The sequence below is a fragment of the Christiangramia sp. LLG6405-1 genome, assembly GCF_045055805.1.
Classification (GTDB): domain Bacteria; phylum Bacteroidota; class Bacteroidia; order Flavobacteriales; family Flavobacteriaceae; genus Christiangramia.
In genome coordinates this window covers 3,243,568-3,256,510 of sequence record NZ_CP159330.1, presented here as the reverse complement: position 1 = coordinate 3,256,510, position 12,943 = coordinate 3,243,568, and the positions used below count along the sequence as shown (strand labels likewise).

The window sequence follows — 12,943 nt, the reverse complement described above, 5'->3', positions numbered from 1 at the left end:
GTTATTCTATTTGTTTGATTTTTTAAAAGCAAATAAAAATTCATTCGTATAAGTTGATTTTTTACTTTCAATTAGAGAATTGTCTTTATCAAAAAGGTATTCTTCCAAAAGAATATTTGATTTTTTGCTAATTTCTGAGATAAATAAATCCTGAAACAAAGGGGTTTTCATGTGAAAATACAGTTCGTTATCTCCTTCCTTTAAATAAAACTCTTCAGGAATACTATTTGTGTTTAACCAATCAATCAATGCTTCTCTACTATTCAAATCCTTGTAGTCACTTTTATTAAACCGGTATTGGGCAGGTGAAAGAATAAAGTTTTTGCATATAACACGAGGTAAAAACTTTTCTTTCTTAAGTATTTTTGGCCATTGAAATCCTATAGAAGTGTATAAACCTTGACCTTGCATATCACATAAAAACTGATATGTGGGTAGTGAATTGTGCCAATAGTTATGAGCGTTTGTCAGTATAGGCCTAACCAATTTATTTAAGGATTTCGACCGAATATTGATTCGGTCATTCTTTACTGAGACTAATAAATCATCCAACTTGATTTGTTTATCTACCGGTAAGGTGCTTTGAGCCAGATAAGGTATTTCATATTCTCTTAATCTAGGACGTGAAATAATGTTTCCGGTTCTTGATTCCGGCAAGTGAAGAATTTCAGCAGTTATGTAATTCTCGTCTTTTTCTTCATCAGCAATTTCATTTAAATAATCCACTATTTCCGAATCCATATGGCCAAATCGAGCGATAAAGTTGCCGGCTGAGGCATTTCCTGCAAAATCTAAACGTATTAATGGTTTCTCATCATTTCTTACGGACAATACATTTAGCATCAAAGAAAAGGTGTTTGGGAACTGGTCCCAATTTTCTTCAAAGTTTGATAATTCTTTTGGGGAGATAGTTAGGTGGCGAGAGGAATCTTTTAAGTATTTGAGATACTTTCCGAGAATAAATTCTTCCACTTTGCTCCAGTAGATACTATTTTCGTCTGTCCATGATTTTTCATTCTTTAAAATCAGGTCATCAGTAAGACTCGAATAGTCAAAATAATCGGTTCTTAGAAGATCATACCCGATTCCAGATTCTACGTCCAACACAAGATTTAATGGTATTTCTTCGTATTCATAACGCTCTAAAAACGCCTTTTTAAATTCTGTTAACCTTTTATTTGATCTTTTTGAAGATATTTTATTAAGTATACTTAATCCTTCCTTAAGGTTTGGAATTATATTCGAACTAAGAGTTTTTGATTCTGTGTTAAGCTTTAGATCTGTTTGAAATAAATACTTTCTCTTGGCTTCTGGATTCAATTCTAATAATTGATCTCCTATTAGATTCATATCTGCTACAATATTTTCACCTCCAATTGCTTGATCAAGTCTCGATAAACTTGAGACTATATCAAAATTAAAAACATTTTTAGAGTGGTTAATAATAGTATGAAGGTAATCAACACCTGTAACGGTTGGGGTTAAATTACTGATCAAAATTTGATTTTCGATTAATTCAATTAGGAAGTTCTCAGCCTCGATGGAAGAAATTTCAGAATCTTGAAGATTTAATATGAGCTTATGAAGACTTACTCCGTTTGATGATGAGGTTAAAACCTTTTCAAGATAAGTACTAGCATAAACGCTGGATGTAAAGTGATTTCTTTCACCATTAATATACCTATATTCTACGTATCGGTATTCGGACCCAATCTTATACAAACTATTATTGGGGTAGTATAAAAGATTGGTACTGCATTCATAACTTTTTTCTAAGTTTTGCGCCAGAGAACATAAGTAATTCATGTCTAGTTTTGTAACTTTCTTGTGTTCTGTTCTATCTTTTAATACAACTTTATTTTTGGTTGAAAACTCACCAAGAATGAAACCGCTGAATAGACCGAAAGGAGTGCACCTATGGCTCATTCTCGAATAGTATTTTAAAAGAGAACGTTGAAGCTTTCTATTCCCTATTAAATCCTCTACATTTCTTAACTTATCTAATTCATGGTATAAATTAGGTGAAGCTATAAATAGTGATTCTTTAATTATATTATTTTGGAAGCTTTTATATAAAGATTTAACATTCAAATTGTCTGTTGCATCCACTGATAATATAGGAGCTCTTATGACAAACCTATCAAGAGGTTCATATTGGATATTTATTCCAGCCATATTTTTTTTAGAATTCTGGATATTAATTAAGAAAATTTAATATTCATTACTATTTCGTAACACCTCTAAATATTTATTACTGCTTACATATAACATTTCAATTAATTTCAATCTATTTTTATCATCCGCCAGATTTTTATTCCATTTTAGTGAATCCAGATAATCAATAAATAGATTCTTGAATTTTACTGGAATTTTTAAGTCCTCGGTAATGAAGCGATTATTTGGAATTGAATTATCTTCGAAAATATTCTGGAAATCAACGTATTGTAATTTATCATAATGATTCTCATCTGATTTTTTATTTCTGTTATTTTTAATTAATAATTCAATTAAAGAAAATAAATTACCTCTTGAATTGGACATATTCTTATAAAGATACCAGTGCTTTTCCATATCTTTTCTCAGAATAGAGTGCATATCCTTATTGGATTTTTCAATATTTATTTCTTCATTAAGAGCTGTCAAATTCACAACATCTAATTCGTTTATTTTTTTATTCAGTTCAATAACTATTTTACCTTCAATTTTTTTTTCCTGCACAACTAGTAACTGAGTTATATATTCAGCGGAGCTAAATATTAAGGAATCACCAGTTTTAGCTCGAATTTTGAATGATCCGTTTTCATTTGACCTGGTATAAATATTTAGAGACTTATTCCAAACTAGAACATAATTCAAACTTCCTTCAGAATCATATATAATACCTTCAACTTTTTGAGAAAATGCATTACTAGAAATTAATATGATTAATAGTAAAATCTTTTTAGCCAATTTTTAAAAAATCTTATGTTATAAACTTTGTATCCAATCTATGATAGTATTTACTGCTTTTTTATCGATGTTATATAAAGATTTTGACATCTGATAATGCTCGATTTCCTGATCAGTTAGGTAATGGTTCAAGCCGGACATTATACTCGTAGATATCATCTTATTGTTAAAGTTTTTTAGTAATTCCGTATTCGATCTGGGATCGACGAATTTGTCATCAGAGCCTATTATATAAAGCATCGGGATTGTTAAGTTTTGATACGTAGCTTCATTGTTTTGGCGAAATAAATCTTTCCTTGAAGGAAAAGTCCATACCGTAAACCGATCGTAATTTTTTCTCTTATAACCATGTTTTCTGGTAACTTTTTTCAACTTTTTAGAAAGTTTCAAATCGTCTAGTTCTGGATTTTTACTTACGACATCCTGAATTGCACTAATTATCTCAATTTTCTTTTCCTTATCTTCAAAAATAAGTTCACTTTCAAATGTATCTACACCAGTTCTAATTTGATACTTAAAAAATTCTCCATAATTCTGAATTGGAACTGCCCATTGCACTATGAAGTCAATTTCTGGAATTTTTTTTACTGCATTGATTGTTGCAAGCCCCCCTAAGCTGTGACCTAGAAGGCCTAATTTGATGTTTTTATCTTTGAATTTCTCGTTTAAAACTTCGACAGATGAAATGAGATCTTCTGTCATTTCTGTGACACCATAAGTCACATTTGAATTATTACCTTCCGACATATTTACACCTCGTTCATCATATCTGAAAACAGCAATATTTTTAGATAAAAAATATTCAGTTAATAAAAAGTGGTTATTCCTAGTATCTAATCCAGAGCCAGGCACTATTATTATCATTTTTTCAAACTTAGTCTTACTTGGTTTAATTAATGTTCCATATAAATTGATATCCTCTATATGGTTTCTAAAAGTAATTTCAACTTGCTCGTAGTTTTCACTTTCTGCAATCTCCTTTTCGTAGCTAAATATGTTTCCGGTATTTTTTTGGGCAAATGAATTACAACTGCATAGAAATAAGGATATAAGAAATAGCTTAATTATGTATTGCTTTTTAGTTATTCTATTTGTGGAAATTACTTTCAAATTATATTAATATTAAATAACGATGATATAAACGCAGTATGATAGAGATCATAGTGTTTTTAATATGGCACAAATTAATAGTTTATAATTTTTGCATGTATGTTTTATTCCTTACTTAAGGTAAGGCTTTACCATTTTTATGCTATAGTTCATAATGTTGTTTTTGGAATTAAGAATGAAATCGTGATTTTCGAATTTAACCACTTCGATTTATTTATTGAAATTTAATTCTCGTATTGTGTGCAATCTTTTACATGATTCTTATTAAATAAATATATTTAATCCGCTTTTTTCTAAATAAGATCTTTAATCTTCTGATCTAAGTTTCATCTGAATACTTATTCTTTATTTTACCATCACGAAAGGTTTATTTTTGAATCAATCCTTTCAGAAATCTATTTTTTTAATTCCCCTTTCGTTTTTTTCTTGATCTTCTTCGCTGTGTTCCTCTAGCCAGAAGCTTAATGAGTTTTAAATTCATCCTTGCTTGTGGATTATTATAGATGTGCTGATAAATGGCTTCGTGAGAAATAGTCATCACTGGATCATTGGGATAATCATCTTTGATTCTCCCGGATATCTGTTCCGGTGACCAGTCTTTCAAAAGACCTTTGTAAATATACATACAGAGTCTTCTATAGGTGCTTATTTTGTCCTTATTTCTTTTATTGAGGTAATCGTCTTTAGCAATATAATCAGCTATGTCAGCACTGTAATATTCCCCTGGTTTGGTGATCCATCTATTGACTTCTCGGGTAATGGTTGAACGGGATCTACCCAGCTTGATTGCAATGAAAGCTTTGGACTTATTTTCTTCTAAAAGGCTCTGGATAATCACCCTTTCTTTATGAGATAATCTCCGATGTTTTTTTAGTTCCATACAACAAATCTAAAGTTATGATTTGTTGCGTTAAGTTATTGAACTCAGGTCATTCAAAAAATAATTGTGTACAACGGTCCCGGTTATCGCAAGTTGCGGGAGTAGGGAATCGGACTTGTCGGCTTAGTTGTATTCTTTCCTGGTTTCTAAACTTACACTTTTTCTACTAAACCCGTTATTTGCGATTAACCGATGTTGTACACCGTTTTATTTCTTTAATTTAAATTATAATCTGGCACCGAGATCTTTTCCACAAAAATTAAAGCGTCATAAGTATCTGCATATACTTTGTTAATTAGTATTCTATGTAAAGGTTTTGGTTGATATCCGCCTGCTGCAATTAATAGATGCTTGGACTTTTTGTTGAAGAATTCTAGATTTTTATCGAATTGAATAAAATAAATGTCCTTGTCAACTGACATCAAAGTTTTCGCATAAGTTTTTCTAAACGGCTTCTTTATATCGTAAGTTTTCCAATAAAGACCTTTCTTGCTATCAGTGATTAAACCGTTTATTTTTCCAATTCCGAAATCAAATCCTACTGCATAATAATCGTCATCATATTGATCCTTTAAATTACGTCCTAAGTTAATAATATTACTACCTGTACTATACATTTCTTTTTTATTAATGTGTTCGTTATGAGCCCAAATAAACGCTTTTCCATTTTTAGATAGATTTTCTACAATATATTTGACATTTTCGAACATTTTTAGATCTCTGAATTCTGTGCTCTTAGGATATTCTTCTGTAGCCAAAGAAGCAAACTCCGCATAATTTATTAAGTAATCTAAACTTCTTAGAACATTTTTATACTTCTCACTTTCTAAATTTGATCTAAGTATTTGTTGTTTAAGTTCGATTAATTTTGGAAGCTGAATTTGCCACCAATTATCATCGTTATGATAGTCTATTTTCTTATTTGCAGAACCATCAGCAATCGCTAAAAGATTTTCATCTATTGAGATTTTATTTTTAGTAACAAACTTTCGTATATCTTGATTAAGTTTTCTTCCTAATTGAATATCCATTCCATAAAACTTAATTTGCTCACTTTTGGATTTTCCTTTATTGTATTCTCTCATCCATTTTAGAAGATTTACAACTTCTTTAGTTTGCCAAAATTGAATTTTAAAATTGTCAGCAATCGTTTTTATATTTCCTTTTCCTCCACTTATCCATTCATTTATTCCAGATTCAGCTTGGTAAGATTCTTCCATTATAAATGTTTTTACACCTTGATTCTTTACCAAATATTTAAAGAATTTGGCTTTAAGGTCAAAAAATTCTTTGGTGTCATGGGTTGCTTCTCCAAAACCATAAATCTTGGCTGTGGAAAATTTATCAGGTGCGTTTTGTTCAAAAATCTTTAATGTAGAATCTGGATTTGCATTTTCAATTTCAATAGAATTGTTAGTTATCCAGTCAATTGTTTTTTGATTTTGAGAATATGAAAATAGTGTTGAAATGAATATGAATATTGAAAATATTGTTCTCATCAAAATGCTAGTATAAAATGGTGTACAACGGTCTCGGTTATCGCCAGTTGGCGGAGAAAGGGACGCGGATTTGTCGGCTTAGTATTGGTTTGTTGGTCAAGTTAATTATTTTCTTACTAACGGTGCCGCTTATTGGCGATTAACCGTTGTTGTAAACAGTTTTTTAATTTTAATAAGGTTTTAAATACTATCAACTATTTCTTCTGGCCAAACTATAAATTTACCATATTGACCTTCTTTCTGTATACCACCAAAATCTTCTCCTTTCTCTGTTGCAAACCAATCATCTTCTTTTTTAAACATAAATCCGTTTTTCTTCAAAGAGGAATTGATTTTACGACTACTAATTCCAGTTAATTCAGATAATTCTTTAGTCGTTTTATATACTGATTTTGAATAATCTCTTTTTTTAAATTTATCACTTTTTGGAAATGACTTGTCTGTATTTTTAGTCTCTTTTGAATCTTTTAAAAACTGTTTTTGAGGAGCCTTTACATATGAAAAATCCTCACTATTATGAATTATTGATTCTATATCTTTTGCGGCATCTTCATATACATTTTTATCTTCCTCATTTTCAATGTCAATAAGAATTCCCATTTCTCTATTATTCTGTTGTGAGAATTCATATAGATTCATTGATGCGATTATCATCTTACTTTCGTTTAAGTAACATTTTGCATGAAGATTTTTAGAAAAGTATAATCTAACATATTTTAATTCTTCTAAATAACTCATTTCAGTCGGAGCAAGTTCTTGTTTCCCAAAGATTATTCTTACATCAACTTTTTCTCTTTCTTTATCATTTAATAGCTCTTTAATATGATCAGATAGTTTTAAGTAAGGACTTATTATATATAATTCTTTTCTTGCATCTCTTATTAAATTTTCTAACTCGGCTGTTATGCTTGAAGTTCTTAAATATTTCGCCATAAAATGTTTATTCTTTTTGGTTTTTATCTTGTTGTGTTATACTGAAATTGGTTGACCATTTTTGATTCAATTTTCGACAGTTTAAATGGTCAATAGTTGTAAATTTTGTTTGTTCCTTTTGTAGGAATGATAGTCTACATTTCTATTCAAATGAACAAAGTTAGGGGTGTTCAATTTGAGACTAAAATGTGGTCTTTTGTTGTTGTAAATCTCAACAGCCCTTTTGACCATCTTCTTAGCTAAGTTAGTATTTTTTATAGTTCGTTTTAAATCATATTCATATTTAAGAGTTCTGTTGATTCTCTCAGCTACGGCGTTCTCGTAAGGATCATGCTTTTCGGTCATGCTCATTACTATTCCATGATCCTCAGCAAAGCCTGTATATAGCGGGTTGCAATACTGAATTCCGCGATCTGAATGATGGATGAGTTTCTGATTTTTGTATTTCCTGTTTTTAATGGCCATTCTAAGCGCATCAACGCAAAGTGATGTCTTCATATGACTTGCTAATTTATAACCCATAATTTGCTTAGAATAGGCATCTGTGACCAATGCCAGATAGCTGTGTCCGTTCTGCGTTTTGATATAGGTAATATCGCTTACCCAAAGTTGTTCCGGCCTGGTGGGAACTTTGTCTTTTACGAGGTTTTTGTATTTAAAGAATCGATGTTTTGAATCGGTTGTGATATGGAACCGCTTTAATTTAGGAACGAGCAGGTTATTCATTCGCATTACACGATAGAATTTATCTCTTCCTATTTTAATACCGAGTCGGTTCATATCAGCCTTTAATTCCTGATATAGTTTAATTCCACCGGTGCGCAGACCATACTGACTCCGATACTCTTTAATAAGCCGAATGATTAGCTGTTGCTGTGCTTGCCTTTTCTGATGAGATTTTAACCGCTTATAGAAAGCTTGTTTGGAAACCCCAAAACATTGGATCAACCATTTTCTTTTAAACGGTTTTGCTTCTTTTTTTCGATCTCGTCTGCTAATGTTTTGGGCAATGACTTTTTTGACATATCAACCCCGGTAATAAGTTCCATGTCAGCAATAATGTCTTGTTGGAAGTCTTTTACAAACTCCAGTTCCTCTATTTTTTCTTTGAGTTTCTTGATTTCATCTTTCTTACTCATCCCTTGTTTCTTTTGTTCTAAAGTACTGTATTTTTTCAACCAGTAATAGATGGAAGCTCTGGAAACCTGATATTTATCGGAAGCATGATTGATAGATATCTGTGCGTTTTGAATCTGATCGATGATAACCAGCTTAAGATCGTACCCTACTTTTTTGTAGGAAGTTTTTCGACAGTGTTCATTTTGTTGTTTCATTAGTTATAGTACTAAAAGGTTTAATTTTTAGTCAACCTATTTCAGGAAAGTACATGCGGAGCACTTGTGTATAACGGTTTCGGTTATCGCCAGTTGGCGGAGTAGGGGACACGGATTTGTCGGCTTAGTATTGGTTCGTTGGTCAAGTTAATTATTTTCTTTCTAACGGTGCCGCTTATTGGCGATGAACCGTCTTAAGTTTAATTTTTCTAAATTTTGATTGTAAATAGAAAGAACCAAAGAGAGGAATAAGATTAAATGAACCGTGGGAACTCAAAGATTCCGTCAACAATGATAATCCCCTCTCTTTTCTACTTCAATTTCGTTTAGTTCTGTGAGACCTGGATCTCGTTTTAAAGTCGATGAAACCAAAGTAGCTGTTCTTTCCAAATTTAAAGTCATGAATAAAATTAAACATTTTTATGGAGTAGATATCAGTAAATCATTCTTTGATGTAGTTGACCAGGAAGGTAAGCATGATCAGTTCTCTAATGACTTGAAAGGCTTTAAAGGTTTACTGAAGTTTATTCAGAAAGATAGCCTTGTAGTGATGGAAGCCACTGGTTATTACCATTACCGGTTAGCCCAGTATCTCTATGAGAAGGGGATCACGGTATCGGTTGTAAATCCACTTTCTGTCAAACGTTTTATCCAGATGAAGCTCTCTAAGATCAAGACCGATAAGAGCGATGCCAAAGCTATCTGTGAATATGCACAGGCTACAAAGGTTCCCTTGTATACCGCCAGGAATGCTGTTCAGGCCGAATGTTTGCAATTGCTGAGTCTTCAGGATCTTTATCTGAAACAACGTACTGCCTTGAAGAATAAGGTCCATGGAGAAAAAGCCCTCGGTACACCTTCGAAGACAGTCACTCGATCTCTGAATCGTTCACTAAAGCAGTTAGAGAAGGAATTAGCGCAGATCGAAGCAAAGCTGGAAGCCTTAGTCAAAGAAACCCAGCAAGAGCAATTGGAGCAATTAACCAGCATTCCGGGAATGGGAAAGAAAACGGCCATGCTCCTAATTGTGCTTACAGACGGATTTACCAGTTTTGAGAATGCCAGACAGCTTTGCTGTTTTACCGGAATTACTCCCACGATCAGGCAATCCGGGACCAGTGTAAGGGGACGTAGCCGGATAAGCAAAGTAGGCAATCGAAAACTTCGGAATTTATTATTCATGTGTAGCTTTACTGCCTGCAAAACAAATAAGGCTTGCAAAGAAATCTATGAGCGTATTATAGCGAAAGGAAAAAGTAAAAAACTGGCATTGATCGCTATTTGTAATAAGCTCCTGAAACAGGCATTTGCTATTGCTAAATCAGGAACTTTTTACCAGGAAAATTATATGTCGAAATTAGCTTAAAAGGACTTGGATTTTACCTTAGTTCTTTGTTGTGGCCAGTTTTATATTATACACTTATGATTTTAATTTGTTTTATTGACTAAATTCTTTGAATAAATTTAGTGACTAAAATAACCGGCTTCTTTTTCAAAATTATTTTCATCGTAGTTCGGCTCAATGCCATACAATAATTCAGATGTAATAAAATTGAAGTCTGTATAAAAATTTTTGGTATAGAATTTCACAAATTTACTTTTCTTGGAAAGAGATTTTATTGGTTTATTAAGAAAAGCATTAAAGCCTGATTGCTGTTCATATTGATAGGTATGAATTAATTCATGAGCGGTCGTGCCAGGTGTGGAAGTTTCCTTTAAATAAATGAAATTTGTAAGCGAACCACCGTTTAAAAATTTTTCTCCTGCCTTGAAAATGCGTGGTACTTTAAAAACCGGCGTACCCAATTTCATAGTTTTTGAAAAATCAAATTTAAATCTATCCAATTCCTTAATAGTAAAGAATAAACTAAATGGCATGATCCTATATCTAAATTTGAATTTATCTTTAGTGTAAATATCTAAGCGATTAAACCCTATATTTAAATGCCATTGCACCCAAAAATCTTGATTACTCGCAGCATTTTCAATTATAGAGTTCCCTGCTGCATTTACTATTTTTGAGGGCCAAACAAATGCATAATTCCCTGTTTTTGAGAACTCGCGAAGCATCCTTTTACTTTCAAAAACAACATATCCACCGAGTGCTCCCTGAACAAAACCTTTCAGAAGTACTTTACCCAATTTTTCTTCAGGTTCCTTATTTATAACTGCTCCAGCACCACCAATTATAGAACTAAACCCTATATTAATTAAAGCAAAATCCAAATCGGAATCCTGAGCTTGAGAAGGCTTTCCGATGGAAAAAAAAAGAATTGTTAATATTACTAATATATATTTATTCGAAAACCCAGAGCCAACGAGGCCCCGGGTTTTATTAATAATTTTAGTTGTTGTATTATTCATTAAATCCTTTTACAGAGTTTAAATCTTTTACCAATAAAATCGGAATACGTTGGTGAGATTCTGCATAAGTTTTATAAGATGCTCCTTCAATTTCTATAATGTCCACGTTCCCTCTCATTAAAATCAGGTTAACAAATGACAGGTTAGGGATATCATCAAACATGGCCTCCTTAAGAATATACCTCCCGTTATCGTTCTCGATATGGTCAACATTCACTATATTTTTTCGATTTAATTTATTTCCATCTTTCGATAAAGTTTCCCCAAGATATTCAACAGCAACCATTAGACCTTCCTCATTCTTAGGATCCGAATTCCATTCCAACAAGAAATTTTTATAATATGCTAATATAGAAACCTTAGAGTCTAACTGCTGAACTGGTTTACTTATATTTAATTTTTTCGGGATATATAATTCAACCTCAGTAGATTCACCGGAACTTTTGTTATTAGTGAAACTTAGATTTAGAGTTTTCCCATAAATATTAGAATCATCGAACTTTCTGCTTTTGTTAGATTCGTTTAATGCAATTTTTTGTCCATTTAAAGAAACAGATTTATTTTCAAAATTCTGAATTTCAGATTTTTGAACCATCGAATATTCCTTATGATGACTTGATTTCAAACTGTTGAAGCCAAGCGTGTTGTCGGTCATTTTGAAATAATCATGATAAGCGTTAGTACTAAGGTCTAGTAATCGATACTTGTTTGAAATTTCAGTGTTAAAAGATTGTTCTCCAGGCAAAGAATCAATTCCGGTTTCTTCATCTTTTTCGCAGGATGTCAAAACTGCAGTCAAAAAAAGAATATAAAGTAATTTATTGAATTTCATGTTTAAAGTTTTAAATTTTTAAAATTAAGGTTCTGTAGGTTCTGAAGGAAGACCATAATTACCACCTATATAAATAGGCTCCTCGATCTCCGGGATGTACATCATATCTTCATCCCAATCAAAACGTATTTTTTCTCCCATTAAATTTCCGTCTAAATTATTAGGGTCATTTTCTGTAACCTCCCACCGCACATAGAATCCTTGGTTGTACCCAGAACCTTGCTCTAGAAAACTGTCGGTTTTTGATTTTACAGTGACCTCACCATAAAAATCATAATTCGCGGGTACTGGTACAGAAACGGAGTTACTCATTACATTTTGATTACCTTCTCTATATTCAAATTCCTTTTCTCCTTTACACTCCGACCCATCCGCAGTCATCTTACCATAAACTGCTGCTTCATTTTCTGGATACCTATAATTCCCTTTTGTTTCTAATAGAGTATTTAAATTATATATAATACCTCCATTATTGAACGCAATATGAAATCCTACATTCGCAGATTGGATATTTGGAATTTCTAAGTTAAAATTAGTAAAAGTATATGTTTTTGTTTCTGAAAACTCACACTCAGTTACTGGTTCAGTGTCTATAATATCGTCAATACCGTCACAACTCACGAAGAATATTAAAAATATCATAAGGAAAAATATATGTGATAATTTTTTCATTTTTAGTTAAAATTAAATTATTGAATTTTTAAAATGATTTTCTGCGCAGAACAATCATTGGGTGAAAATGCAATAACCCTTCTAGTTGACCAAACATTTAACCTTACACTTTGTAAGGTTAATTCTAACTATTTTTAATTTAAATACTTTACGTAGGATGATGAAATAGATTTAATAACTCAAAATTCTGGTCATGAGTATTTAAATAAATATAGGTAAGATTGAAAATTATTTTTCGTAACTGTCAGAAGTTCAAATAAAAACGAGAATTTAATAATTCTAAAAAATTAGCTTAGAATTTATGAATTCTGTAAATATAATTTTATGGAAGTCTAAATGTTTTACAAGCAGTTGAAATGTGAAAAGCTAA

General features: G+C 31.7%; 12 protein-coding genes. 1 reads left to right on the top strand and 11 read right to left on the bottom strand.

Annotated elements, in window-relative coordinates; all coding sequences use genetic code 11:
* Nucleotides 1–6: 6 nt before the first annotated feature.
* From ABVM50_RS15020 to ABVM50_RS14985, 8 genes are all read right to left on the bottom strand, one after another.
* On the bottom strand, nt 7–2,175 hold the full coding sequence (locus ABVM50_RS15020) for a lantibiotic dehydratase family protein (RefSeq protein ID WP_405199310.1): 2,169 nt from the start codon (nt 2,173–2,175) through the stop codon (nt 7–9).
* Between the two features lie 36 nt (nt 2,176–2,211).
* Nucleotides 2,212–2,949 carry a hypothetical protein gene (locus ABVM50_RS15015; protein WP_405199309.1) on the bottom strand — a complete coding sequence of 246 codons (738 nt, stop codon included), beginning with the start codon at nt 2,947–2,949 and terminating at the stop codon, nt 2,212–2,214.
* Between the two features lie 18 nt (nt 2,950–2,967).
* Nucleotides 2,968–4,059: an alpha/beta hydrolase family protein gene (locus ABVM50_RS15010; RefSeq protein WP_405199308.1), complete on the bottom strand. Its 1,092-nt coding sequence runs from the start codon at nt 4,057–4,059 to the stop codon at nt 2,968–2,970.
* Nucleotides 4,060–4,462: 403 nt separating this feature from the next.
* Nucleotides 4,463–4,939 (bottom strand): transposase, encoded by a 477-nt coding sequence (locus ABVM50_RS15005; RefSeq protein WP_405199307.1) that lies wholly within the window; start codon nt 4,937–4,939, stop codon nt 4,463–4,465.
* Between the two features lie 215 nt (nt 4,940–5,154).
* Nucleotides 5,155–6,438 (bottom strand): erythromycin esterase family protein, encoded by a 1,284-nt coding sequence (locus tag ABVM50_RS15000; protein WP_405199306.1) that lies wholly within the window; start codon nt 6,436–6,438, stop codon nt 5,155–5,157.
* Between the two features lie 180 nt (nt 6,439–6,618).
* Nucleotides 6,619–7,371 carry a phospholipase D family protein gene (locus ABVM50_RS14995; RefSeq protein WP_405199305.1) on the bottom strand — a complete coding sequence of 251 codons (753 nt, stop codon included), beginning with the start codon at nt 7,369–7,371 and terminating at the stop codon, nt 6,619–6,621.
* Nucleotides 7,372–7,452: 81 nt separating this feature from the next.
* Nucleotides 7,453–8,319, bottom strand: coding sequence for an IS3 family transposase (locus ABVM50_RS14990; RefSeq protein ID WP_405199304.1), 867 nt, complete (start codon nt 8,317–8,319; stop codon nt 7,453–7,455).
* Entirely contained in the window at nt 8,316–8,705 is a 390-nt protein-coding gene (locus ABVM50_RS14985) for an IS630 transposase-related protein (RefSeq protein ID WP_405199303.1), read from the bottom strand. Before ABVM50_RS14985 ends, ABVM50_RS14990 begins: the two co-directional genes overlap by 4 nt.
* 400 nt (nt 8,706–9,105) lie before the next feature.
* Between ABVM50_RS14985 and ABVM50_RS14980 the strand changes: the two genes are divergently transcribed.
* Nucleotides 9,106–10,071 (top strand): IS110 family transposase, encoded by a 966-nt coding sequence (locus tag ABVM50_RS14980; RefSeq protein ID WP_405199302.1) that lies wholly within the window; start codon nt 9,106–9,108, stop codon nt 10,069–10,071.
* A gap of 98 nt (nt 10,072–10,169) precedes the next feature.
* On the opposite strand, the gene ABVM50_RS14975 is transcribed toward ABVM50_RS14980, so the two are convergent.
* The 3 genes from ABVM50_RS14975 to ABVM50_RS14965 are packed head-to-tail and all read right to left on the bottom strand — an operon-like array spanning nt 10,170 to nt 12,573.
* Entirely contained in the window at nt 10,170–11,069 is a 900-nt protein-coding gene (locus ABVM50_RS14975; protein ID WP_405199301.1) for a hypothetical protein, read from the bottom strand.
* A complete protein-coding gene (locus ABVM50_RS14970) occupies nt 11,062–11,901 on the bottom strand; it encodes a hypothetical protein (RefSeq protein WP_405199300.1) in 840 nt (279 codons plus the stop codon). The genes ABVM50_RS14975 and ABVM50_RS14970 overlap by 8 nt, the downstream gene beginning before the upstream one ends.
* A 24-nt stretch (nt 11,902–11,925) precedes the next feature.
* Nucleotides 11,926–12,573, bottom strand: coding sequence for a hypothetical protein (locus ABVM50_RS14965; RefSeq protein WP_405199299.1), 648 nt, complete (start codon nt 12,571–12,573; stop codon nt 11,926–11,928).
* Nucleotides 12,574–12,943: the final 370 nt, after the last annotated feature.

Excerpts from the sequence above, each read along its gene's own strand:
- ABVM50_RS15020 (WP_405199310.1), bottom strand. The coding sequence starts at position 2,175 with ATGGCTGGAATAAATATCCAATATGAACCTCTTGATAGGTTTGTCATA.
- ABVM50_RS15005 (WP_405199307.1), bottom strand. The coding sequence starts at position 4,939 with ATGGAACTAAAAAAACATCGGAGATTATCTCATAAAGAAAGGGTGATT.
- ABVM50_RS15000 (WP_405199306.1), bottom strand. The coding sequence starts at position 6,438 with ATGAGAACAATATTTTCAATATTCATATTCATTTCAACACTATTTTCA.
- ABVM50_RS14995 (WP_405199305.1), bottom strand. The coding sequence starts at position 7,371 with ATGGCGAAATATTTAAGAACTTCAAGCATAACAGCCGAGTTAGAAAAT.
- ABVM50_RS14985 (WP_405199303.1), bottom strand. The coding sequence starts at position 8,705 with ATGAAACAACAAAATGAACACTGTCGAAAAACTTCCTACAAAAAAGTA.
- ABVM50_RS14980 (WP_405199302.1), top strand. The coding sequence starts at position 9,106 with ATGAATAAAATTAAACATTTTTATGGAGTAGATATCAGTAAATCATTC.
- ABVM50_RS14975 (WP_405199301.1), bottom strand. The coding sequence starts at position 11,069 with ATGAATAATACAACAACTAAAATTATTAATAAAACCCGGGGCCTCGTT.
- ABVM50_RS14970 (WP_405199300.1), bottom strand. The coding sequence starts at position 11,901 with ATGAAATTCAATAAATTACTTTATATTCTTTTTTTGACTGCAGTTTTG.
- ABVM50_RS14965 (WP_405199299.1), bottom strand. The coding sequence starts at position 12,573 with ATGAAAAAATTATCACATATATTTTTCCTTATGATATTTTTAATATTC.